This window comes from Paenibacillus sp. DCT19 (assembly GCF_003268635.1).
In the GTDB taxonomy this organism is placed as follows: Bacteria; Bacillota; Bacilli; order Paenibacillales; family Paenibacillaceae; genus Paenibacillus.
Window position 1 is genome coordinate 1354711 of sequence record NZ_CP029639.1, and the last position, 25554, is coordinate 1380264.

The window sequence follows — 25554 nt, forward strand, 5'->3', positions numbered from 1 at the left end:
TTGCCTTTAGCTGCCCACTGTGGATTGCCATCATCGGTTGGTTGCGATTGTTAGGTGGGCTTCTTTGAATGAAGCAGCGCAAGAGATGAGTGCATTTTATGATATTATTTATGCAAGCGCTACCAATAGTTAAAGCTCTGCCTTGCGATCTTCGCATAGGGCAGAGCTTTTGTTTGTTTATGGCTGAAACACTTCCGAAGGAAACAAACTTCATAAGTATTTACTTCGTTCATCTGAATTCCCTATTGGACGCTGAGATGCTGCCCTATTCGATGGAATTAAGGCATTTTCACCGGTTCTGGAAACTCCAGCCCGTGCGTGTCCACCGTTACTTTTTTCATCACTTGGTTAGTAAGAGGTTTATCTTGGTCATCACGTTCCTGAGCTGCAATCGCGTCAACGACTTCCATACCTTCTGTCACTTTGCCAAACGAAGCGTAGGCGTTATCCAAATGCTCCGCGTCTGCCAGCATAATGAAAAATTGTGATCCCGCTGAATCCAATGCGTTGCTCCGTGCCATAGAGATGACTCCACGTGTGTGCAACAGGGTGTTTTTGTGACCGTTCGATGTAAATTCACCTTTAATGCTATAACCTGGGCCACCTCTACCATTACCGTCTGGGTCGCCACCTTGAATCATGAAGCCTGGAATGACACGGTGAAAGATCGTGCCGTCGTAGAAGCCTTTGTTCGCGAGTGAAATAAAGTTATTCACCGTATTCGGAGCGACGTCCGGGTATAGCTCAATAACGATTTTTTGCCCATCTTCCATTTCAATGGTAGCGACAGGGTTAGGGCCTTCAGGCTCTACTGGAGCCGGTGCAGCACTATTGGTAGGTCGCCCGCAACCGCTAATTACAATAAGCAGTAACGCCATAATCAGCGATGCGGCTATTGATTTTTTTCGACGATTAATCATGAACAAGTTCCCCCTTGGTTCTTCTGCTATCGTAGTATTAACTCTCTGATTACGATAAGATAATCCATCAACTATCATACCTGTTTTCTATACTCTATAGCAATCTATGACACCCTTTATTCCTTATAGAGGATGTTCAAAAAGTCCGCTTTTGATTACGCAGGATGCCTAAAGGCATCATCAACGTCGAATATGGAATTCAGCCGAAATGTCCGTTGCTCACGTAGTTTTGCCTACGCTCCGCTACTCCATTTCTATCTTCATCCCATCTTCTCGGTACTGAAAACCGACCTTTTTGAACACGCACTTATAGTGATTTTCACAAATGTACTTATAGGGATGGTCTTCAATAAAGTATGGGTGTAAAATAAGGAAAATGCTTCCTCAGACAGGGACGTACGGGTCTGTTCCGTTCGCTCCAATACACGGCAGTCCCGGCGTCATTGATGGAAAGGGCGTGCGGGGAATATGAACTTCTCGTGGAAGCGTAATCTGGCGATTTTGTGGATCGGTGTATTTTTTTGCAGTACGGCATACTCTATATCTATTCCGTTCCTCCCGCTGTTTCTGAGCAGCGATCTCGGTGTTCAGAATCATTTGGAGTTGTGGTCAGGCCTTGCATTTGGCATTACCTTTCTGGCGAGTGCGCTGGTGTCTCCGTTCTGGGGATCGCTAGCGGACAAATACGGACGAAAGCCGATGCTGATTCGGTCAGGATACAGCCTTGCGGTATTGTATTTGATTAATTATTTTGTGCAAGATCCATATTCTCTCATTGTGGTGCGTTTGTTCCAAGGGTTGCTGGCTGGCTTCGTTCCGGCAGCAATTGCTCTCGTAGGTACTAATACACCCGAAGAAAAGACAGGCTATGCCCTTGGAGTAATGTCCACGGCAGGGGCTACTGGTGGAATTATTGGACCTTTAATCGGCGGAATCGTCAGTCATTACTATGGTAACCGCAGTGCTTTCTTATTTTCCGCGATTGTTGTCCTGGTCTCGGCACTAATCGCAACGTTCTGGGTAAGGGAAGAGAATTTTAATCGGAATAAACCACGCTCCCATGTGATGGATGATATTCGAGAAGCCAGAGCAAATCGTGTGTTTATTACAGTGCTCGGCATGATGGGCATATGTACTTTCTCGGTTATGATCTTAGAGCCTTTGCTGACGGTATACGTTATGGAGATGGGCATTCAGCCAGATCGAGCCTCGTTAAGCTCAGGGATTATTTTCTCTGCGGTGGGTGTGGCTACAGTTATTATGGCACCTCGATGGGGCAAAATCGGTTCACGAATCGGATTCGGCAAAGTGTTAATCATCGGATTGGTTGGCGGTGCTGTGGGTAATTTGTTGCAATTCTTCACAACAGGTTATATCGGTTTTGGCATACTTCGGTTTGTCTATGGACTGTTCTTCGCAGCGGTCTTCCCGGCGATCAATGCCATGATTGTACAAGTGACGGATTCGAGCTTTCGGGGCAGAGCGTTCAGCCTCAATCAGTCTGCTGCTCAGATTGGCACAATGGCGGGACCGATCATTGGGGTATTCTCGGTGGCTGGCTACCGATTCGCTGGATCTTTATCATTAATGGTGTCGCGTTGTTAGTGACCGCCATCGTTGCTAAGTGGTCTGGTCTGGAACATAAGCTGGCAGGTGCGAGTCAAGCTCCAACGAAAGGTAAAACGTAATGATACTGTAAGAGACAGAATGAGTGATGACAAAGGGGCACTGCATGCGGGATGTAGTTCCCCTTTGTTTCTCATCAACAGGGCAGATCTTCCTTGCTGTACGTCAAGAAACCCCTTCCAATGAAAGAAGAGGTTTCAACTATAATAAGATACTTTTATTTGTATAACATTAGCTATCAATTAGAAGCATCCTTCGAATTTGCTCTTTCTTTAGGAATGGCATGCTCCACTGCATCACGCTGTTCTTCATCCTCAAGTGCATCTGGGAATGAGTCTTCCGTGAACAGTCCGAAGTCTGGATCAATATCTCGTTCCGTAACCAGATTATCCGGTTCTGGTTTAGGTCGAGTGTGCTCGTCCTTCATGAGTCTCAGCCTCCTTCAATTCAGATATGAAGCTCAGTTGCGCAAGAGGATCAATCATTGCTTGCAATTATCGCCCTGGAAGGATATCATCCTGAGGTTTGGCATTTGCGCCAAAACCATTCAACAAATCTGTGCCATGAAGTGCATCTGGATCAGGTGCAGCTGGGTCGACAGGGCTATCCGGCTGAACAAGGTCAGCATCTGGAACGGATTCCAGCGAAGGTTCTGCTGTTCTGGACTCCAGTTCTTGCTCCCCATCCGTCGTTGCAGCTACGGGATATGCTTCTGAATCTTCTTCTATTTCGATCCGCCTGCCGGAAACTTCATCAAATGTATCCATGTCTCCGACAGGAACCTCAGTCTCTGGCGGAATATCCCGTGACCTTTGATAACGATCGAAGTAACGGTCGCTTTCTCCATTGCTGATTGGTTTATCTGACATGCCTAGCAACTCCCTTCAGTCCTATTTATTCATTTAAGTTTGGAACGTAATCTGTGATCGTGTGTGTGAAGTCATCTTACTTCGTAGTTACCCAAAGGGTGGGTATTGTAATCTTACTCGCACACCTATATTGTCCCCCTCAGGCTCTTTGAGTATGAATGAGTAATTTAGAATTTAGGAAATACATATTTGACCAGAAAGTACAGAAAACCGAAGAAAATTAGAACATATGCTGCATATTTAATAAATGTGGCTGCAACCATACTAGAATCTGATTTTTGCTGGATATCTTTGTGCTCAACCTGAACCGTTTTATGTGGCTCATTCATTCGAATCATCTCCTCATGGATGTTTGGTTTACTTTGAGGAACCATTACACCAGGGAGGTCGGATTGAATCGCAAGTGCCGTTTTTACAGCATTTCTTGATTTGACTATGGTATGATGGAGTATGAACACATAGGAGGGATACCCCTTGGAATGGTACACACTTGGTCATATGATTACGCGTATTCGCATTGGACAAAAGGCTTCTACACCAGGATTTTCCCGTACGGTGATTCGTCGCCCGGATGGTTTGTTCTGGGTTGGCGGAATATGGGCTGGACAAGTCGTGCAGCTGAGAGATTTTTTGTTCTCGGACATTTGGACCATATACGAGGATGAGGATACGGAGCAGTGGTTAGCGTTTCGAGACTCGTATGAACGCAAGGAACGAGAGATGATAGTGAACCAGTTTGAAGATTTGCGAGACTAGAATAGCGGTTTTAATTGATTTCTTAACAGTTAATTGGAAAAAAATATAAACTTAAACTAAAATGTGATTTTTCATTTAAATTTAGAAGGTGACACGTGAAACCTTGGCGAAAATAGATGGTAGAGTTAACGGGGACAAGGTAACGGAGAAAATAAGAACTTTGAGGTGCTGTGAATGAAAAATGTGCCCAAAGCTATCATCGTCTTATGGATTGGTTTATTGTTTCTCCTGTACTGGCCTTTAGAGGTTCGTGCCGCGGCTATACAAGAGAACGAGGAACCTGTTCCGATCATGACGTGGGAAGTCAAGTGGGGGAATATACACGATCGGGGATTTATAAGTGAAGCGAAGCATCAGGATGAAGTGTGGGAACGGCAAGGGGTAGAGAAATTAGAGAATAGTATGATTAATCCGCCTGCCGGATCACTTTGGACTCGTTTGACCATTCCTTCGATACAAGAGGATTATTATGCAATTCGGTTCGAGAATATCAAAGGTCAGCATATTGTCATTTACTTGGAAGACCAGAAGATATATGAGAACTATCATTATAATTACGATAGCAATGCAGTGTTATTGCCGTTGAAGATGGAGAATTCTAATCAGCAGCTGTATGTGTGGGCCGAGAATACGGACGGTCGAATGGGTATTTATGGAACGGTAGAGGTAGGGCCATACAGCATCCTGCAGGAAGAGTTCATGCGCAGCGGCTTATTGGATGTGATATTGGGGGCAACGTTCCTATTCACAGCCCTTGCAATGTTAAGCTGCACCTTCTTTCTCGGCAAATTTTATACCGGATTATGGACTTCATTAATCATTGTCATAAGCTCTGTAGGCATCATGATTATTACGTACTCGCCATTTCTGTACACGTTCTACAAGGTACATGGGGATTTGTATTCCGTCTTATTTGATCTGTCTATGTTAGCAGGCATGCCTGCATTATGTTATTTCTTTGAACAAGTTACTGGAAGTGGGCCTTATCAAATCTTCACCAAACTACGCAAATTTCAACTCATGTACTCTATGGTTGCGATCCTGGCGTTAATTCTATATTTTGTTTCTAGCGGTGAATGGGATCTGTTCTATGTGCTGCTGGTTCAAAAGGGAAGCGGCATAATTCTCGTCATTTTATTGACTTTATTAATGATTGGTACAGTTGCCAAGGCGCTTCAGCGAAATCGGGAAGGGATATTACTTGCGGCAGGTTATGGGACATTTGCGCTGGTCAGCATTGCAGAATTAGTATTCTATTATCAACGTAATGGGATGTATCAGCTGTTCTGGTGGAAGTGGGCCATCGTTGTATTCATCGTATCGCTTATTGCGATTCTCGGTAATCGATTCGCGGAGAAACATGCAGAAGTCATTGAATATTCCAGGGAATTGGAGTTGTTTAATAACGAATTGCAGCGCTCTGAGAAGATGGAGATTATTAGTGAACTTGCTGCTTCTGTGGCTCACGAGGTTCGGAATCCACTACAGGTTACGAGAGGGTTTCTACAGCTCATGACAGAGCAGGAGGATAATAAAAACAAAGGTTATGTGCGGATTGCGCTGGAAGAGCTTGATCGGGCATCAGGGATCATAACGGACTTTCTCACATTTGCCAAACCGGAGTTTGATCATATCATCTCTCTGAATATTGCAGATGAATTCAATCATATTGAAGGCATTCTCGTGCCGATGGCTAATCTGGAGGGTGGTAAGATTACAACAGATATTCCTCCAGATTTATGGATTAGAGGCAATTCTTCTAAATTCAAACAAGCCTTTATTAATATTATTAAAAATAGCATTGAGGCTCTGCAAGGAAGCGGTCAGATTGATATTTGGGCATATGCTCAGGATGGCACCGTCAAAGTTCACGTGCGGGATAACGGGGAGGGAATGGACGAGGAAGCATTAGTTCGTCTTGGAGAACCTTACTTCTCGAATAAAATCAAAGGCACGGGGCTTGGCATGATGGTGACATTCAGAATTGTGGAAGCCATGCATGGTGAAATAATGTTTACAAGCACCAAAGGGGTAGGAACAGAAGCCGTTGTAACTTTTGCCGAGTTCGTCGAGTGACGAACCGGTAGAAGGATGCAGCGGCTCTTTTGGCTGTAGTTTTTTATCTGGTCATGCAAACATTTATCGAATGATGCAAAATCTTGGAATAAAAAAGCAAGGATTAGGTTCACACTAGAGAAAACGAACCTTGACATAGGAAAGGCGGTACAGAAATGAATTTCAGATGGAAAACATGGTTGGCTAGCGGGATCTTAGCTATATTCGTAGTAGCCTCCAATGGAAATATGGTGTCTGCTCACACGTTCTCCGAACAGAATAGCACGCCGAAGGAGGACTCATCCTCCACGTCTACCGAGAATAAACTCCCTTGCATTCAAGCAGGACATGGGCTGTTTATGATTGGCGAGACAGCAGATCTACTGGGGATTGGCCTTCGAGACCTGAAGGAGCAGATGGAGCTTGGCAAAACGTTGTCTCAGATTGCAAAGGAAAGAAAAGGTCTAAGCGAGGAGCAGTTGCTTCAGAAGTTGAAGCCTTCTCTTACGAAACGCTTGGATCAAGCAACAGCCGATGGCTGTTTGACAAAGGAACAAGCCGCTGCTGCCAAGGCAAGTATGGATGAGAAGTTGAAGAAGGTTATCAACACGCCACTGAGGGAGTTACGACGGGAATTCGCAGGTCATGGAAGAAAACATGCTGCACTGAATCAGAAGACAATTGCGAAGTTTATCGGCATTACTCCGGATCAGCTTGAAGAGCAGCTACGGCAGGGAAAGTCACTCGCCCAGATTGCCGAAGCTCATGGCATTAGTGAAACACAACTGATCAACAAGATGAAAGAGGAATTGACGGGTGATCTGAAACGTTTGGTTCATCGAAAAGGAGGAGCACATGCTGCTCCGCATAAGCATGCCCCGGGACATCCGGCTGCGACTGAACCAGAATAAGAATGATCTCAAGAGATAGATCAGGGCATCCATGTTATTCAGTGGATGCCCTGATCAATGTATAAGCAAGTTTTTATAAGACTAACATTCCATAAAGCATCTGAAATATGAACATCATTGGCGAGTCACCGAACGTCATGGTCAGCTAACGCTTGCTGCTTAGTTGATAGGGTTGTGCTGTATCCTGCTTTTTGCTTCGAAAATGATTCGTCATTGCTACGCACAGTTGAATTGGGACGTTTCCGCCGTTGCAATCCAACGGTAAACCGGGAGCCGGGCAACTTGGATAGACCCCAGCTGATCGCAAGTGAGATCGACACGGTCACCAGGAAGGAAAGCAGCGTGACAGGTAAATGCCAGCCAGTTAGCAACAATGGTCTAGTCATGTAGGCAATGCAATAGATAATTAAGGCGTGTACCAAGTATCCGCCGAACGAATAACGGCCAATCCACGTAAAGAGCCGCTGGAAGCGGGTATTTTTGTTACGTAGAAACACAAGAAATCCATATAACATAAGCATCTGCGCCATAATAATGACAAACGTTGTTGGCTTCAGATAGGTGGAAATATTCAGATTCACAACATCCCCAGAACCTCTAAGCACATCGTAACCAAGCCAGATATACATACCGATGAAGAGACATACCAACCAAGGTAACGCCCGCACCGTCCACTGCCTCCAATGTTCTATGCCCCAGGCGCATACAGCTCCAAGTAAGAAATAAAACCAATACATCACCCAGGAGAAAGAACGGTACTCCAGCAACGTTGACCAAGGCGGAGAGAGAGTCGCCGTCCAGCCTGCCATATCATAATAGGACCATTTCATCAGCCATGTGTATAATGCTGCCGCAATCAGAACAAGTGCGATAATAGATTGTGTTCCCGTCAATCTAGTCATTTTACCAATCTTCCTCTGTACGAACTGAGCACTTCGAAGGAACAGTGGGAACAATACGTAGAACTGGAACACCATAAGCACAAACCAGAGATGGTATCCCGTCTGAGGAATGAACAGCTCATGGATGAAGCTTCGCACATCAAGTGTACCTGATTGCCAGAATTCAGGCGTGAAGATACGGATGGCGAGCCAATAAATGAGGGTCCACAGCACAAAGGGCACATAAATATCCCCAAACCGTTTACGGATAAAACGTGGGTAGTCGGGCTTCTTATGACTGTGATGATAAAATAACAGCACGCCAGACAGAAATACAAATGTAGGTGTACCAAAACGAGTCAAATGATAAATCATCGTTAACATAATGGAGTCCGGCTGTGCAATATCTGCGCGATAGATATATTCCGCTATATTGTGTTGCATGACGATGGCAAGAAACGCCATACCTCGCAGCTGTGTCCATTCTTCAATACGCGGTTTGCTCATATGTCATCGCCTCCTTACCACTAAACATTCACCTCTAAGGGTACCTTTTGAACATTAAGAGGGCATTAAATGGCGAGAATTGGATAAAAAAAAGATGGCAGATCGCCACCTTAACGGAATGTGTATGCTAATTGAGTTCTTTATCTTGCTCTGGATTCGCTGCATTATCCGCTGTGGTTTCTGCATCTTGTGCGAATAGGTCTTGAATATAGGTTTGGAGCTTAGCTTCATTCACACCAAGTACCTGAGCGGAGCCTACAAGCTCATTCGTCAGTAATTTGTTTGGAGGAATCTGCTGTTTGTCAATTTCATTGGCATTGATGTCGAAGCCGAGTGCTGCCAGTTTGAGCATCTGGGTTGGACTGAGATCTGTCTCGATATAAGGAGCGACCGCTTCCAGAATGTCTGGCATCTTGAAGAGTGAAGTAGTGCTCTGCATCTTCTTGGCAAGCTCCGTCATGAAGATCCGCTGACGCTCTGTTCGAGTGAAATCGGAGGTTGCGTCATGTCTGAAACGGACATATTGGAGGGCTGTTTTCCCATCCATATGCTGTAACCCTTTTTTTAAGTCGATGTCATACATATGCTTGTCTGCTTTGCTGGTATAATACATGTCTTTCTCCACGTCGATATCCAGACCGCCGACAGCGTCTACAAGAGCCATAAAGCCAGTGAAGTCCGTGTAAACGTAATGCTGAATCGGAATGCCGAGCAAGTTGCTGACCGTCTCCTTCGTCAGTTCGGCACCGCCGTATGAGAAGGCGGCATTTAATCTGCTTTTGCCATGTCCAGGAATGCTGACGTAGGTGTCCCGCAGAACAGAGAAGAGATGCGCCTTCTTCGTGACAGGATCGATCGAAGCGATCATAACCGAGTCTGAACGCCCCGCATCATCTCCTCTGGAGTCTCCCCCGAGTAATAAGATGTTGACGCGTTCTTTGCCATCCCATTTGGGAATCGTTGTGGTTGGTGTTTCGTTCGTTTCTGTGTCGGATGAGGATTCGGATGAAGAGCCTGCTGCTGTCGAGATACTATTAGCAAAATGTACGATAGAATATCCGTAGTATACAATGACGCCTGTAACCATGAGCGCCAAGGTCAGGGCTGTCCCCATAACCATTTCTTGTGCATAATCTTCACCTTTCTTAACATTTGTATCATAACCCAACTCATTTTAACAAAAAGTAAGGCAAATGTCCTGTTTGATTTCGAAAGTTCGGTTGAATTGCAGTTTGTTTGACAAATAGTTAGTGTATATTTAATATGTAAAAAATAATCTAGGTTTATGTAATGGGGGTATTAAGCTTCGAATATGAATCAATCTATTTTTAATTGGATTAATCAGTTCGCGGATCGCATTCCGCTGCTTGACTGGTTTATGATTACCTCGGCTGAGTATGCCGTATGGGTCATGATTGCTCTGCTTGTTCTGGTATGGTTTGTTGGGGATGACCACAAGCAGCGCATCGTGTTCTATGCGTGCGTGTCTTCTATAGTGGCACTTGTGTTAGCAAAATGGGGCATTTCACCTGTCGTAGGCCATCCTAGGCCTTTTATGGAAGGTGCTGTGAACCAGCTCGTTCCGCATGTGCCTGATCCATCTTTTCCAAGTAAGCATGCATCCTTTGTATTTGCGCTTGCTGCGGCATCATTTTTCATTGCACGGCGCTTCGGATATTGGATGTTATTACTCGCTGTGCTAACAGGTGTATCACGCGTCTATGTTGGAGTGCATTACCCAGGAGATATTGTAGGTGGATTCATTCTGGGAAGTCTAGTCAGTGTTATACTGATTGTAACACGTCAATATACGAAGTCGGTTCCTGACTTTTTCATTCAGATTCATCGACGTATTTTTCGCTAATTCATCCGTTTAAGAAATTTACTTCAACTATAGTAAAAGCAATAATAATAAGAGCCTCATTTTTTGGCGTTGCCAGGAAAATGAGGTTTTTTGAGCTGTGAATTTTCAAACATATTCTGAGCATTTTCCAAAACGATTGTAAATTTTTCATTGTTAAATGAAATTTGTGAAAGTTGGATGGCATATATCTACAATTTACGACGAAATCTGTCGATATAGTATTGATATGTACAATGCTAAGGAGTGGGAACGATGAAGAACACGTGGGGAAACGTGGCGGGGAAATTCAGGTTAACGATTCGTATGAAATTATTACTTGGTTTTGCAATCGTGGTGGCATTGCTTGCCTTTGTAAGTGTCTATTCGGCGATGCAGATCAAGGATATGTCGAACAAGGCAAATGCCATTGATGAGACATGGATGCCTAGTGTAAGTCTCCTAGGTATGATGAATGGTGATGTATCCGATGTGGAGCGCCTTGCTCTGGCGGTGATTGTGGAAACGAGCCAAGAGGAGATTACCAAGCTCAATGAATCTATGCAGTTTCTCTTAAACAAGATCGAGGGTGAGCGTAAACAGCTGGTTGAGCTGATTGGTAACAATGAAGAAGCCATGAAGCTATACAATGAGAGCTTTAGTCCAAACTACGATGGCTATTTGGAAAAGATGCCTGCATTCATTGAGTTCGGCAAAGATAACAATTATGGTGAGGCAAGTAGACTTCATAGTGAAGCATATCCGCTATGGTACACAGCTAATGACACGATTGCCAAGTTAATTGATATCGGCAATACAGGATCAGACGCTGCTACGAATTCATCGGTTGAATCGGCCGAAAGAGCCTTCTTGATTATTGTGGTGCTGAGTATTACAGCAATATTGCTCGCATTGTTTATTGCATTCTTTATCTCAATTATCATCTCCAGACCAATTCAAAAAATGAATGCAGCAGCGATGCTTATTGCGAACGGAGATCTGACAGGAGAGAGAATTGTTCTTAAGAACAAGGATGAGCTGGGAACACTTGCAGAATCCTTCAACGTCATGACAGGTAATTTGCGCAATATGATTCAATCTGTATCTATGACATCACAGCAGGTAGCAGCTTCATCGGAAGAATTGCTGGCTAGTGCGGAGCAAAATACAAGTGCGTCCAAACAAATCTCGGAAACGGTGGAAGAGCTGGCGGTAGGTACATCCGATCAGGTAAGCATCGTTAAGCGTTCCTCCCAGGCGATGAGCGAGATGGCACTTGGTTCAGAACAAATTGCAGAGCTTGCTCAAAGTGTATCTGTATCGGCAGTTGATGCAGCTAATCAGTCTTCTGAAGGAAACATGATTATCAAACAGGCTGTAGAACAAATGGGTTCTGTACGTAATTCCATTGCCTCCTTATCGTCACTCGTTACAGGATTGGGAGAGCGTTCTACAGAGATTGGTAATATCACCGAGGTTATCAACAATATTGCTCGTCAAACGAACCTGCTTGCATTGAATGCAGCGATTGAAGCAGCTCGTGCAGGTGAGCATGGCAAAGGCTTCGCTGTCGTTGCTGGTGAAGTGCGTAAGCTGGCAGAAGAATCTTCGATCTCTGCACAGCGAATTACTGACCTGGTGCAATTGATTCAAAATGATACAGGACATGCGGTAGAAGCAGTAAAAGTGAACAGCAGCGAAACCGAAGCTGGAATCGAGATGGTAACTGCAGCAGGCCAAGCCTTCGAACAGATCTCAGATGCGGTGAACAAGGTAGCGGGTGAGATTCAGGAAGTATCCGCAGGCTCGGAAGAAATGTCAGCGAGTACGAATGAAGTCGTGGGATATGTAGACCAAATCTCCAACATTGCTGAGGAAGCTGCGGGTGGAGCACATAACGTATCTGCCGCAACGGAGGAGCAGTTAGCTTCCATGGAAGAGATTGCATCATCAGCGAGTTCATTGTCCCAAATGGCAGAGGAACTCCAAGAACAGATCAATAAATTCAAGGTATAGTCTACGCCAACATTTCGCTGCTTATTGGAAGGAGCATTGCGAGAATGTAGTGGGCTTACAGTAATGCTAAGTATGTTAGAAGTCGTTATCTGATGGGATATATTCCGTTAGATAACGACTTCTTTGGTATTGGTGCAAATAGAAGCTGAATATGTCACAACAATGTTATTTTAGAAGTCACCAATGCTTATATTGCAAGTTAGACAAAAGACTATAATGGAAATTAATGGTGGAATTAACAGGGAGTCACACCATAGAGAGGAGCGGGTTTGAATCGTTTTACACTAGGCATTATGCAAGAGAATTGATGAAGAGGAGATGAATGATTGGACATGAAACGAAGCTGGTGGAGGCGAATCGCGATCATTGCGTTGTCGGCAGGACTACTGGCAGGGAGTTTACCGGTGGGTACAGGATTGATAGGTAAGGCGGATGCGGCCGCTGGCACTCACAATTATGCAGAAGCTCTACAGAAAGCCATCTATTTCTATGAAACTCAGCGATCAGGTAAACTACCGGCGAATAATCGAGTGGAATGGCGGGGAGATTCGGGGCTACGTGATGGAGCTGATGTTGGTGTTGATCTGACAGGTGGATGGTACGATGCTGGAGATCATGTGAAATTTGGCTTACCGATGGCTTATTCGGCTACGATGCTGGCTTGGTCTGTAGTGGAATATCGCGACGGTTACGAGAATGCGGGACAACTGGAAGAGATTAAGGAGAATATTAAGTGGGCTACAGACTATTTTATGAAAGCGCATACGAAACCCAGTGAATTATGGGGACAAGTTGGAGCAGGGAATACGGATCATGCTTGGTGGGGGCCAGCAGAAGTGATGCAGATGAATCGCCCATCATTCAAGATTGACGCTTCTTGCCCGGGTAGTGATCTCGCAGGAGAGACGGCAGCGGCGCTTGCGGCAGCTTCCATTGTATTTGCAGACGATGATCCTGACTATTCGGCGAAGCTGCTTCGACATGCGAAGGAGCTGTATAACTTCGCAGATACGTACCGTGGTAAATACTCGGACTGTATCACGGACGCACAGACCTTTTATAATTCATGGTCAGGATATTACGATGAGCTGGCATGGGGTGGAGCGTGGCTTTATTTAGCAACAAATGATAGCGCTTACTTGTCCAAAGCAATTGCTGCTACCGACCAATGGGCTTCCGGAGGTTCTACCACTTGGCCTTATACCTGGACGCAGGGATGGGATAACAAAAACTATGGTGCACAGATTCTGCTGGCCCGCATCACTTCCAGCTTGAACATGCCAGAGGCGACAAGGTTTATTCAGTCGACGGAGCGCAATCTGGATTATTGGTCAGTCGGTACGAATGGGAACAGAGTGAGGTATACACCAGGAGGTCTCGCCTGGTTGGATCAGTGGGGTTCGCTCCGCTATGCAGCGAATGCATCCTTTATTGCTTTTGTTTATTCGGATTGGGTCAGTGATCCTGTGAAAAAAGCGAGATATCAGGATTTTGCTGTTTCACAAATGAACTACATCTTAGGGGACAATCCACGCCAGAGCAGTTATGTGGTTGGTTATGGGCAGAATGCTCCGCAGCACCCACATCATCGCACAGCTCACGGTTCATGGGCTAATAGCGAAGGTATCCCGGCGAGCCACCGTCATATTTTGTATGGCGCCATGGTTGGAGGCCCGAATGCATCGGATCAATACACGGATGATATTGGGGACTACGTTAGTAACGAGGTTGCAACGGATTATAACGCAGGATTCACCGGAGCACTTGCGAAGATGAATCTATTGTTTGGTCAGGGGCATCAGCCGCTTGCAAACTTTCCCGCACCTGAAGTAAAGGGAGATGAATTGTTCGTTGAGGCAGCCATTAAGGCATCCGGTTCAAACTATACGGAGATTAGAGCAATGCTGAACAATCGCTCAGCCTGGCCTGCCCGGATGGGGATAAACTCTCATTTAAATACTTCCTTGATCTAAGTGAGGTCTATGCGGCAGGACGTACAGTCTCGGATGTCAATGTCACTGCGTCTTATGCGGAAGGTGCAACGATCTCACAACCTGTAGTCGTAGATGCAAACCAGCATATTTATGCAATTACCGCTGACTTCAGTGGAACCAAAATCTATCCTGGTGGAGAGGGGCACTATCGAAAAGAAATACAATTCCGCATTTCCGGCCCTCAAGGGGCATGGAATCCGAGTAATGACCACTCCTTTCAGAATTTAGGTACTGGAAATGTGGCGAAGAGTGTTTATCTACCAGTCTATGATGCTGGTGTACGTGTATATGGTCAGGAGCCGGGAATAGCTCCTGTAACGGTGCCAAGTGCACCTGCTAACGTGCAGGCTGCAGCAGAAAGCGCGCAAGTAGCGCTCAACTGGACGGCAGTGCCGGGCGCCACATCCTACTCGGTGAAGCGTTCTGAGACAGCAGGTGGAACGTACACCTCTGTAGCCACCGGGATCAACGGGTTAACACATACAGATAACGGCTTAGCGAACGGAACAACCTATTATTATGTCGTTACTGCGGTGAACTCTGCAGGAGAATCAGGAAACTCAGTTCAAGTTTCGGCAACACCTCGGGCTGCTTCAGTCGTACCTGGTGCATTAACGCTAACTGGAACGGCGGGTAACGCTCAAACGATACTATCTTGGACATCATCCACTGGAGCCGCAAGTTATAAGGTACAGCGTGCGATCGTAGGAGGAGCCTACACGGATGTAGCAACAGGTGTAACTGCGCTTACCTATACCGATGCAACGGCACTGAATGGGACGACATACAGCTATCGCATTGTGGCTGTTAACGCAGCGGGACAGACGTTGTCCAATGTTGTGACGCTGACACCAAGTGCGCCGCCAGCAACGACGGGTACATTGGAAATTCAGTATCGGAGCACGGGATCTGGAGCGTCCAGTAATGCAGTGACGCCACAATTCAATGTGAAGAATACGGGAACTCAGGCGCTTGATCTGAGTACAGTGAAGCTGCGTTATTATTTTACGAAGGATGGTTCAGCGGATCTGAGCTTCTGGTGTGACTATGCACAGGTGGGCGCTGCCAATATTGAAGGTCGATTTGTAAACGTGAATCCGGCGAAGGGAACCGCAGACATCTATCTAGAGATCGGTTTTAAATCCGGTGCAGGCAGTCTAGCTCCTGGGGCGGAGACAGGTGTCATTCAGGCACGCTTCTCCAAGACCAACTGGAGCAATTTTGATCAGAGTAATGACTACTCTTATGATGCAACGAAGACAGCTTTTACCGCATGGAGTCAAGTGACTGGGTATCAGGGCAGCACACAAGTGTGGGGAATTGAACCATAGTGACCTAAGGAGCCGCCGTATATTCCAAGCGTAATGGATTGTAATCCTCACAACAGCATGGGTAGACCAACAGTGAGTTCAATTAAACTTTCTACACGAGAACGGAGAGGACAGTATATAACTTTTATTCTACTAATTTAGGGAGGTAAGTATATGTTGAAATCAGCCGCGAAGAAAAGTTTGACGGCCATGCTGGCAGGAACGATGATGTTGACCGGATATACCGGATTGTGGGCGGGGCCAGGTCAGGCACATGCTGCGGATTCAGCGATTGAGCTTCAAGCAGAGAGTATGAATGAACAGCGGTTTCTGCAATTGTATGATCAATTGAAAGACCCGGCGAATGGGTATTTTTCACCAGAGGGTATTCCTTATCATTCCATTGAAACGTTGCTGAGCGAAGCGCCTGATTATGGACATATGACAACTTCGGAAGCGTACAGCTACTGGTTATGGCTGGAGACGATGTACGGTCACTACACGGGTGATTGGTCGAAACTCGAAGCAGCTTGGGACAACATGGAGAAATACATTATCCCAGTCAATGAAGGTGATGGCAAGGAAGAGCAGCCTACGATGAGTTATTATAATCCGAATAGCCCAGCCACGTACGCTGCGGAAAAACCGTTCCCGGATCAGTATCCTTCAGCAATTAATGGACAATATGCGGCAGGCAAAGATCCGCTCGATGCCGAGCTTAAGGCTTCATATGGCAATAACCAGACTTATCTGATGCACTGGCTGCTCGATGTAGATAATTGGTATGGTTACGGGAATTTGCTGAATCCATCACACACGGCTGCTTATGTGAATACGTTCCAGCGTGGTGAACAAGAGTCTGTATGGGAGGCGATCCCACATCCATCGCAAGATAATAAAACATTTGGCAAAGCCAATGAAGGCTTCATGAGTCTGTTCACAAAAGAAAATCAGGCACCTGCAGCCCAGTGGCGCTATACCAATGCAACCGATGCTGATGCGCGTGCGGTACAAGTGCTGTATTGGGCCAAGGAGATGGGGTATACCAATACGAAGTATCTGGATAAAGCGAAGAAGATGGGGGACTATCTGCGGTATGGTATGCATGATAAGTACTTCCAGAAGATCGGTAGTGCGAAGAACGGGACACCGACTCCGGGTACAGGTAAGGATTCCAATATGTATCTGATGGCGTGGTACACCTCATGGGGAGGTGGCTTAGGGCAAGGTGGGGAATGGGCATGGCGCATTGGAGCGAGCCATACGCACCAGGCTTATCAGAATCCGGTTGCAGCCTATGCGTTGTCCGATCCGGCTGGCGGCTTGATTCCGAAATCGGCTACAGCGAAGGACGACTGGAATGCATCCTTGAAGCGTCAACTGGAGTTCTACACTTGGCTGCAATCGCATGAAGGTGCCATTGGTGGAGGGGCAACTAACAGTTTGGATGGCTCCTACAAAGCTTATCCGGCAGGGGTGAGCACATTTTACGATATGGCATATCAGGAAGCACCCGTATATCGTGACCCAGACTCCAACACATGGTTTGGATTCCAGGCTTGGTCGCTCGAACGTGTGGCGGAGATGTACTATATTCTTGCCGAAAGTGGCGATTTGAGCTCCGAGAACTTCCAAATGGCCAAAAAAGTCATTACCAAATGGATTGATTGGACGAAGGATTATGTATTTGTGGATGAACGGCCGGTAACGGATGCTCAAGGTTATTACCTGAATGCAGCCGGTCAGCGCGTACTTGGTGGAACCAATGTGCAAGTAGCGACAACACCAGCTCCAGGAGAGTTCTGGATTCCAGGTGGTCAGGAGTGGCAGGGTCAACCTGATAAATGGAATGGATTCAGCTCCTTTACAGAGAATCCGAATTTCCATGTTGTCACGAAAGATCCAGCACAGGATACAGGTGTATTGGGTAGTTATATCAAGGCGCTTACCTTCTTCGCAGCAGGTACTCAGGCAGAGGAAGGTGTGTTAAGTGCTGATGGGCAGGAAGCCAAGGATCTCGCTGAGAAGCTGCTGGACACAGCATGGGACTATAATGACGGCGTGGGAATTGTAACGGAAGAAGTGCGTAAGGATTATTTCCGCTTCTTCGCCAAAGAAATCTACATTCCTGCGAACTGGACGGGAACGTTTGGTCAAGGGAATACCATTCCTGGAACAGCAGGCATTCCTTCTGATCCAGCGAAAGGCGGAAATGGTGTGTACATCGGGTACTCCGATCTTCGCCCAGCCATCAAGCAAGACCCAGCATGGGCATACTTGGATAACTTGTACAAAACGTCATATAATCCAACAACGAAAACATGGGAAAAAGGTGCACCAACCTTCACATACCACCGTTTCTGGTCACAGGTTGATATGGCGACCGCATACGGCGAATATGATCGACTTCTTGGAGATGCTGAGACTCCAGCGGTTGAAGTGCCAGCAGCACCTGCTGGTGTAACCGCGACAGGGGATAGTGAACAAGTCGTGTTGAAATGGAACACAGCTCCAGGTGCAGCTTCATACACAGTAAAGCGTGCTGAAGTAGATGGCGGGCCGTACACTTCGGTTGCAACAGGAGTCACAGGCACAACCTTTACAGATGTGGGTCTGACCAATGGCATAACCTATTATTACACCGTCACGGCGGTCAATGCTGTAGGTGAATCTACACCATCTTTACAGGTATCCGCAACGCCACAAGCGGGCGTAGTTGTACCAGATGTACTGACGCTCACAGGCACGGCGGGCAATGCACAGACGGCATTAACATGGACCGCATCCACAGGGGCGGACAGTTATACTGTACAGCGTTCTGTTAATGGAGCACCGTACACGGACGTGGCGGCCAATATAACAGAGTTGACGTACACGGATAGCACGGTAGTCAACGGAACAACGTACAGCTACCGGATCGCAGCCGTGAATGCCAGCGGACAGACATTATCGAACGTGGTGGCATTGACGCCTACAGCGCCTCCTGCTACAACGGGAAGTATAGAGGTGCAATATCGTAACGGGAGTTCCGCAGCTTCAAGCAATGCCATTACACCACAGTTTAACGTGAAGAACACAGGCACAACCGAAGTAGATCTGAGCAAGGTGAAGCTGCGGTATTACTTCACGAAGGATAGTGCATCAGATCTGAGCTTCTGGTGTGATTATGCTCAGATTGGTAGCAGCAATGTGGAGGCACACTTTGTCACAGTAGATCCAGCGACAGGAACGGCAGACACGTATCTGGAGATTGGATTCAAAGCCGGAGCAGGAACCTTGGCAGCAGGTGCTGAGACAGGGGTCATCCAAGGTCGCTTCTCGAAGACCAACTGGAGCAATTTTGATCAGACGAATGATTACTCATTTGATGCAACGAAGACTGCGTTTGGCGCTTGGAGCAAAGTGACTGCTTATCAAGATGGTGTGAAGGTATGGGGAATTGAGCCTTAATCGAGGCGAGCCAAATGATAGTGCAATGAAAAAGCGAGGCCGGGGAGCAATCCCCGGTTTATTCGTTTTTACGTTCACGGATACCCAGATTGATATTGAATTAAACATATTTATGTATAATTGTGGGTATTTATAGCTTTTATTGGTGTAGTAATGTTTTCCACTTATGGAATAAGGTTAACTTTGAGTAGTTCTTAAGAACTACTACTTGGATGGGCTAAAGTATACACGTACTTATTAAGATAAAGTGTGTGACACCAAATGGTTACAATAATTTAACCTTTGTGGAATGCGACGTATTGAAGCCGTTTTTTGCGTTTATGGTATGTGTACCCCTGATTCTTATTGCTCAAATTGCATGATTCGAATACAGGACTTTGGTCTGATGATCGTTATGGAAAGCCCGTTTACAATGGGGCAAGCCCGGGAGAAGCAAGCCAGGTTAAAATTCTGTAACATCAGGGGGAACACGACATCATGAACTGGAAAAGCAAAATGATTACTGCAACACTAACAGCAACGATGCTGATGGGAAGTCTGACGACAGGAGCACTTACAGCACCGGTATCAGCGGCTGCGGTTCAAAATTCGAAATTAGAAGTTATCTGGGGCGTTAACATGCGTACTTCAGCATCTTCGAGTGCAAAAGTGGTTCGCATGGTACCAAAAGGTGAGCAAATCACTGTACTTGGGCAGTCTGGATCAAGCTGGTACAAAGTACAAGATGCTAACAATCGCACAGGGTACATATCTTCTTCATCTAAATATACAAAAGCTGTGAGCGGAAGTGCGAACACGTCGACTTCTGGCAACAGCGCATCGAATACCAACCAAGCGGCAGTCGAGAAAGTGATCGCTGCAGGTATGAAGTATTGGGGTACTCCGTATGAGTTCGGAGCAAGTCGTAATAGTACGGCTACCTTTGATTGCTCCAGCTTCATCCGCCAAGCTTTCATTGATGCACTTGGAATCAAGCTGCCAGCCGACTCTCGCCAGCAAGGTGCTTATGTTAAAGCAAAAGGCACTGTTCAGACCAATTGGAAAAATCTAAAACGCGGCGATCTGATGTATTTCATGTCTTATAAAGGGACTAAATCGTCCTCTTATGCGGGTGTGAACAAGTCCACAGCAAGAATTACGCACACCGGTATTTATCTAGGTGACGGTAAAGTATTGCATACGTATTCCAACGCTGGTGGCGGTGTAACAATCAGTGATATCGCAGGTAAGCATTGGGAATATCGCTTCTTGTTCGGTGGAAGTGCACTGTAAGAGAGAAGCAGCATTTCTTAGAAGGTCAATTCCAATGCTGAGATGCTTCAGATATTCATCGTAACCAGAATCGGACTTTTAAATAACATATCTTTACAAGTGAGACTAACAAATAACCTGCTATCTACGCCACAAAGGGTAGACGGTAGGTTATTTGTTGTAATTTCTATCCTAATTCACTCCTGATAATAGAGACGGAACAGGATATCCTGATTATAGTTTCCGAATCCTTCACCATACAAGGTCATACCCCCGACATGCTGCGCGTCTTCTTCAACCGATAAACGCAACGTCCACTGATTACGCTCCACTGGAATGTCCGAAAGCTTCACGTCAGACAAACGCTGTCCGTCGATAAATGTCCCTCATCGGTGATCCGCAGCACTTTTAACATGCCATATTGATTGACACTCTCGCTCCACCATTCAGGGGTGAACACACCGCGTCCGTTGCCCGAATCACCGGGACTTGTCCATTCCCCGAGTCTGATCCCATTCAGCGTAAATGTAATATCAGAGGGCCAGTTTGGATTGACGGACGGAGCTTCTGAACCGATCTCCAGAGACAGCTCAATTGCGTTAATCTGTTGCCCGGATAAAATGTAGTTTGGAATTTTATATTCCACAAATCCTCGCCCCATCCAGAGAATTAAAGCATGCATCCGCTCTGGGTCTAAAAAGTAGCGCGGATCATCGTACTGACCGATCACATGAGTAGAGGTAGCTAATCCACAGGTTGGATATACGTCAAAATGAGTGTAATGTCCAACTGGAATCGCAACCTCATGAACTTTATTGGATGAGCCGGTGTCCTGGGGCATAGAGATTCCAATCCAGTCCACCGCTAAACTGTTCATTTTATGGGTACCGCCGTCTTTGCGGACCATCTTCGATTGAATAATGCCTACGTCCTGAAGTTTGCGAACATGCATCGTTACAATAGCACTGCTGAGACCAAGCGAAGCAGCGATATCTTTGACGTTCATGGGGGTGTCCGCGACGAGGCGGATAATTTGCAGACGAACTTCACTGGCTAGCGCCTCATAGAGGGGCAGCCATTCTGCATCGGTAGTTGCTCTAATCACATGTGTTCCTCCAAGCCATAAATTATAGAATTAAGTTAAACATAAATCCAAAGGAAAGAGTAACATTTTTCGAAATTCGGGTTGAAATTATTGTTATAATCGATTTTAATATAAATATAAACGTTTATCCATACATTTTGAATTAATTTTAATATTAATCTTAAGGAGTGTTACCTCAATGGAAAAAGCGAAAATGACGGTGGACAAAGATTTTAAAATTGGTGAAGTTGATAAGCGCTTATACGGATCTTTTATTGAGCACTTAGGACGCGCTGTATACGGTGGAATTTACGAACCAGGACATTCTTCAGCGAATGAGCAAGGTTTCCGTACCGATGTACTAGAAATGGTGAAAGAGCTGCAGGTACCGATTGTACGTTATCCAGGGGGGAATTTTGTATCCGGTTACAACTGGGAAGATTCCGTTGGACCCGTGTCTGAACGCAAGCGTAGATTGGAACTGGCATGGAGAACGATCGAGACGAATGAATTTGGTTTCAACGAATTCGTAGACTGGACGAAGCAGGCGAATTCCGAAGTGATGATGGCGGTCAATCTGGGAACAAGAGGAGCAGATGCTGCGCGTAATATCGTTGAGTATAGCAACCATCCAGAAGGTTCGTATTATAGTGATCTTCGGATCAAGCATGGATACAAAGAGCCGCATGCGGTCAAAACATGGTGCCTAGGTAACGAGATGGACGGCCCGTGGCAAATTGGTCACAAAACGGCTGAGGAGTATGGACGTGCTGCTGTAGAAGCGGCAAAAGTGATGAAGTGGACGGATCCAACAATCGAGCTGGTGGCTTGCGGAAGCTCTAGCTTGAACATGGCAACGTTCCCGGATTGGGAAGCAACGGTGCTGGATCATACATATGATCACGTTGAGTACCTTTCCCTTCACCAATACTATGGCAATCAGGAGAATGATACGCCGACATTCCTTGCTCGTTCGCTTGAAATGGATCGTTTCATCGACACGGTGAAGGCAACTTGTGATTATATCAAAGCGAAGAAACGCAGCAAGAAGACGATGTATCTCTCCTTTGACGAATGGAACGTATGGTATCACTCCCATGAAAATGATTCGAAAATGGATCCATGGCAGATTGCTCCGCCACAACTGGAGGATATTTATAACCATGAGGATGCACTTCTCGTAGGCTGTATGCTGATCAGCATGCTCAAACATGCGGATCGGGTCAAAATGGCATGTTTGGCACAGCTCGTTAACGTGATCGCGCCAATTATGACAGATACAGGCGGGGGTTCATGGAGACAGACCATCTTCTATCCGTTCATGCACGCTTCCGTGTACGGGCGTGGAACAGCATTGGTGCCATTGATTCAATCTCCGAAATATGACACTAAACAAATTACGGATGTTCCTTATCTGGAAGGGATTGCGGTGCATAACGAAGAGCGCGGAGAGGTGACTGTGTTTGCAGTGAACCGTCATCTGGAAGAATCTCTTCCGCTTGAAGTGGATTTGCGTAGCTTCGGGAAGTGCACCTTGATCGAGCATATCGTGCTGGAGAATGATGATCTCAAAGCGACCAATACCCTAGCACAGCCAAACCGTGTTGTTCCGCATAACCGCGGGGGAGCAGAGGTATCGGAAACGTTGATTACAGCAAGTCTTGCCAAAGCATCTTGGAACGTGATTCGATTGAAAGTTCAGTAAGGGCAAAGGTATAAACGGGATGGCATAAAGCACAGTTAACTCTTGTGGTTAATTAAATCCTCGAGAGGGGAATAAGAGGAATATCGGCGTGTGGGTGTCTTCCTTGAATCCCCGCTTGCTCAGCCGCATGGCTGAGATCGTCAAATGCCACCTTCATTACACCGCGCACTAAGAGAAGAATATGATTCGAATCAAAAAGCTGGTTGCGATGAACTCGCATCCAGCTTTTTTTTTGTATTGTATCGTTATAGACAGCTATAGGCCGAAGAAGATCGAACGATGATGGAGAAGGTGTAGTGGGATAATCCGCAAGGTTGCATGTAAGGTAAGATGTAGGTATCAACGAAACAGGCTAGTAAGTAGTAGGCGCAGGATTCATTGAAATTTTTGATTAGCTGAGATCTGCTAGATAGCGTGTGCTGAGTTCGTTAACTCAAGCCTCAAGTCTCAAAACTCAAAACTCTCACCATCACGCGGAATGAGTACCTGACCATCCAACTGCTCAGATGCCAGGTGGCTGGCGAGATCGGCGCGGGATACTACACAATGGTTAATGGCGTCCATATGCACAGCGATCACATGAGCGGATGGCGCATGTTGCTTCACAGCAACAACGTCATGCTCGTCCATCGTAATGGGATCCCCCTCGTTGAAGCGCGCGCCCCCGGCATTCACGACAATAACGTCTGGTGTATATCGACGAATCGCCTCAGCAGGCTCCTCGCACCAGATGGTATCCCCGGCAATATACGTGACGGGTTCACCATCTGCTTCGAGGACGAAGCCGGATACGTTGCCCATACGTTTGCCAATCTCACCAGTACCATGATGACCGGAGGTACGAGCGAATCGTACTGAATGATGCTCATGTTTATCCTCCACAGCAGTGACAATGGTGAATCCGGCATTGATGAATACATGCTCATCTCCAGGCTGGCATAACAGAGGAATATCTTTGCGGAGCTGCTTGGCGGCTGCTTCATCCCAATGATCTGGATGGGTGTGGGTGACGATCAACAGATCGGGATGAAGATAATCAGTTTCGGTTTCCGGCAGGCTCACTCTCGGGTTACGTAACTCATTCGGTGTATTTGAAAATGCGGGCATGGACTCAGCATCCATCAACATCGGATCAACCAGGATGTTCAGACCTCCATATTCCAGCCACAGTGTAGCATTGCGGATCAATTGAATTTTCATTATATTTGCACTCCTTCGGGTTGTTGAATAGTATTATCCTATATGTTATACAACCCCATTAACGTCGTACATAACCTGATGAACGGAAATAGATCGAACTCATTTCAAGATGAAAGGATTGCTACAGCCAGATGAATGAAACGATAGATGACACAGACCTGCATATTTTGCAGATCCTCATTAAGGATGCCAAACGTTCTAACAAAGAAATCGGAGAAGACGTTCACCTGACTGGACAGGCCGTAGGCGCGAGAGTACGCAAGATGCAGGATCTGGGCGTGATAGAAGGATACACAATCAAATGGAACCCGGAGCGCCTTGGCCTCGGACTTCAGGCATTTGTTACGGTATTCTTGAACTCCGGCGATCGCCACACCGCTTTTCGGGCATTTATTGCTACGCGTGAAGATATCGTTGAAGTGCATCGTATTAGCGGGGAAGGTTGTTACCTGATGCGTGTTCGCACCGGAACGACAGAACAATTGAACCATTTACTTGAGGAACTTTTACCCTATGGAAACTATAGGATGAACTTGTCTCTCCATGTGGAGAAATGAAGTTGCGGCAGACTACCCTTGTCATGGAAGTGAGGCACCGCGTGGCGGGAGCTGCACACGCGATGTGTAGGTCATAACGATGACGTATACTCATCTTCCCGCGGATGCTTATCACGTAATGTTTGCTGAAGCAGGTTGATCGCTTGATCTCGATCCTTTTTGCTAAGTAAATGATCTGTTGCAACGTGGTGTCGTGTGCCATCATTTAGGAATAGTACGATCATCGGTGAAGATGACAAGATCCACTTGCTAAAGTGATACGAGGACAATTCAATTTTGCGAATCTGATCCCAACGGATATGTCGCTTGCCGCACAGGATGGCTTCATCATTCCAAGACAATAACACAGGTGGCTGCTTGATGAATCGAGCTCCGAACATCAGGCATAACGGGCCGATGAACCATATGCCCAGAACCGCTGCGACTGAGTAATATAATGTTTCCAGTTTGCTAGATAGCCCATCGTATATAAACCACAACAGTAGAATGCATAGGATGATGAACAATAGACACAGTGTTCCCTTCCAGAGAGCTGTGAATCGTCGGTACCGAATGTGCTGTATATTCGAAGTAGGTGTTGATTCCATGTTCAATTCAATCCTCCTTTATGACCATCATATAA

The 25554-nt window shown here is 46.1% G+C and carries 17 protein-coding genes and 3 pseudogenes; 11 read left to right on the forward strand and 9 right to left on the reverse strand.

The window, feature by feature from the left end; genetic code table 11:
- Positions 1 to 278 precede the first annotated feature (278 nt).
- Entirely contained in the window at positions 279 to 920 is a 642-nt protein-coding gene (locus DMB88_RS05930) for a peptidylprolyl isomerase (protein WP_128100612.1), read from the reverse strand.
- Between the two features lie 468 nt (positions 921 to 1388).
- On the opposite strand from DMB88_RS05930, the pseudogene DMB88_RS05935 reads away from it, so the two are divergent.
- Positions 1389 to 2608, forward strand: a pseudogene (locus DMB88_RS05935) (MFS transporter).
- A gap of 176 nt (positions 2609 to 2784) precedes the next feature.
- On the opposite strand, the gene DMB88_RS05940 reads toward DMB88_RS05935, so the two are convergent.
- The 3 genes from DMB88_RS05940 to DMB88_RS30150 form a co-directional block, all read right to left on the reverse strand.
- Positions 2785 to 2973: a hypothetical protein gene (locus tag DMB88_RS05940; RefSeq protein ID WP_128100613.1), complete on the reverse strand. Its 189-nt coding sequence runs from the start codon at positions 2971 to 2973 to the stop codon at positions 2785 to 2787.
- A 67-nt stretch (positions 2974 to 3040) separates the two neighbouring features.
- A complete protein-coding gene (locus tag DMB88_RS05945; protein WP_128100614.1) occupies positions 3041 to 3415 on the reverse strand; it encodes a hypothetical protein in 375 nt (124 codons plus the stop codon).
- 167 nt (positions 3416 to 3582) lie between these two features.
- Positions 3583 to 3744 carry a hypothetical protein gene (locus DMB88_RS30150; protein WP_164848620.1) on the reverse strand — a complete coding sequence of 54 codons (162 nt, stop codon included), beginning with the start codon at positions 3742 to 3744 and terminating at the stop codon, positions 3583 to 3585.
- A gap of 145 nt (positions 3745 to 3889) precedes the next feature.
- Here DMB88_RS30150 and DMB88_RS05950 point away from each other — a divergent pair, with 145 nt between their 5' ends.
- The 3 genes from DMB88_RS05950 (at position 3890) to DMB88_RS05960 (ending at position 7137) form a co-directional block, all read left to right on the forward strand.
- The gene (locus DMB88_RS05950; RefSeq protein ID WP_128100615.1) at positions 3890 to 4171 is read left to right on the forward strand and encodes a hypothetical protein; all 282 of its coding nucleotides are present in this window, start codon (positions 3890 to 3892) and stop codon (positions 4169 to 4171) included.
- A 174-nt stretch (positions 4172 to 4345) separates the two neighbouring features.
- Positions 4346 to 6247 carry a sensor histidine kinase gene (locus DMB88_RS05955; RefSeq protein ID WP_128100616.1) on the forward strand — a complete coding sequence of 634 codons (1902 nt, stop codon included), beginning with the start codon at positions 4346 to 4348 and terminating at the stop codon, positions 6245 to 6247.
- Positions 6248 to 6402: 155 nt separating this feature from the next.
- On the forward strand, positions 6403 to 7137 hold the full coding sequence (locus tag DMB88_RS05960) for a hypothetical protein (RefSeq protein WP_128100617.1): 735 nt from the start codon (positions 6403 to 6405) through the stop codon (positions 7135 to 7137).
- A gap of 125 nt (positions 7138 to 7262) precedes the next feature.
- Here the strand turns inward: DMB88_RS05960 and DMB88_RS05965 are convergent, their stop codons facing one another.
- Together DMB88_RS05965 and DMB88_RS05970 are read right to left on the reverse strand one after the other, a co-directional pair.
- Positions 7263 to 8525 carry an acyltransferase gene (locus DMB88_RS05965; protein WP_128100618.1) on the reverse strand — a complete coding sequence of 421 codons (1263 nt, stop codon included), beginning with the start codon at positions 8523 to 8525 and terminating at the stop codon, positions 7263 to 7265.
- 127 nt (positions 8526 to 8652) lie between these two features.
- Entirely contained in the window at positions 8653 to 9639 is a 987-nt protein-coding gene (locus tag DMB88_RS05970) for an LCP family protein (RefSeq protein WP_254438478.1), read from the reverse strand.
- Positions 9640 to 9837: 198 nt separating this feature from the next.
- Between DMB88_RS05970 and DMB88_RS05975 the strand changes: the two genes are divergently transcribed.
- The 5 genes and pseudogenes from DMB88_RS05975 to DMB88_RS05995 all read left to right on the forward strand — a co-directional run bounded on the left by DMB88_RS05975 (position 9838) and on the right by DMB88_RS05995 (position 20407).
- Positions 9838 to 10389: an undecaprenyl-diphosphatase gene (locus DMB88_RS05975; protein ID WP_128100619.1), complete on the forward strand. Its 552-nt coding sequence runs from the start codon at positions 9838 to 9840 to the stop codon at positions 10387 to 10389.
- A 252-nt stretch (positions 10390 to 10641) separates the two neighbouring features.
- On the forward strand, positions 10642 to 12381 hold the full coding sequence (locus tag DMB88_RS05980) for a methyl-accepting chemotaxis protein (RefSeq protein ID WP_128100620.1): 1740 nt from the start codon (positions 10642 to 10644) through the stop codon (positions 12379 to 12381).
- A gap of 332 nt (positions 12382 to 12713) precedes the next feature.
- Positions 12714 to 15706, forward strand: a pseudogene (locus DMB88_RS05985) (glycoside hydrolase family 9 protein).
- Positions 15707 to 15859: 153 nt separating this feature from the next.
- Positions 15860 to 19135, forward strand: a complete 3276-nt coding sequence (locus DMB88_RS05990; RefSeq protein ID WP_128100621.1) for a glycoside hydrolase family 48 protein — start codon at positions 15860 to 15862, stop codon at positions 19133 to 19135.
- A gap of 477 nt (positions 19136 to 19612) precedes the next feature.
- Positions 19613 to 20407 carry a C40 family peptidase gene (locus DMB88_RS05995; protein WP_128100622.1) on the forward strand — a complete coding sequence of 265 codons (795 nt, stop codon included), beginning with the start codon at positions 19613 to 19615 and terminating at the stop codon, positions 20405 to 20407.
- Between the two features lie 176 nt (positions 20408 to 20583).
- On the opposite strand, the pseudogene DMB88_RS06000 reads toward DMB88_RS05995, so the two are convergent.
- Positions 20584 to 21491 (reverse strand): annotated as a pseudogene (locus tag DMB88_RS06000) (ArsR/SmtB family transcription factor).
- Between the two features lie 178 nt (positions 21492 to 21669).
- Between DMB88_RS06000 and DMB88_RS06005 the strand changes: the two are divergent.
- Positions 21670 to 23175, forward strand: a complete 1506-nt coding sequence (locus DMB88_RS06005) for an arabinosylfuranosidase ArfA (RefSeq protein ID WP_128100623.1) — start codon at positions 21670 to 21672, stop codon at positions 23173 to 23175.
- 447 nt (positions 23176 to 23622) lie between these two features.
- Here DMB88_RS06005 and DMB88_RS06010 read toward each other — a convergent pair whose 3' ends face one another.
- Entirely contained in the window at positions 23623 to 24375 is a 753-nt protein-coding gene (locus DMB88_RS06010; protein ID WP_128100624.1) for an MBL fold metallo-hydrolase, read from the reverse strand.
- 131 nt (positions 24376 to 24506) lie between these two features.
- Between DMB88_RS06010 and DMB88_RS06015 the strand changes: the two genes are divergently transcribed.
- Positions 24507 to 24932, forward strand: a complete 426-nt coding sequence (locus tag DMB88_RS06015; protein WP_128100625.1) for an Lrp/AsnC family transcriptional regulator — start codon at positions 24507 to 24509, stop codon at positions 24930 to 24932.
- Between the two features lie 71 nt (positions 24933 to 25003).
- Here the strand turns inward: DMB88_RS06015 and DMB88_RS06020 are convergent, their stop codons facing one another.
- The gene (locus DMB88_RS06020; RefSeq protein WP_128100626.1) at positions 25004 to 25519 is read right to left on the reverse strand and encodes a hypothetical protein; all 516 of its coding nucleotides are present in this window, start codon (positions 25517 to 25519) and stop codon (positions 25004 to 25006) included.
- Positions 25520 to 25554 lie beyond the last annotated feature (35 nt).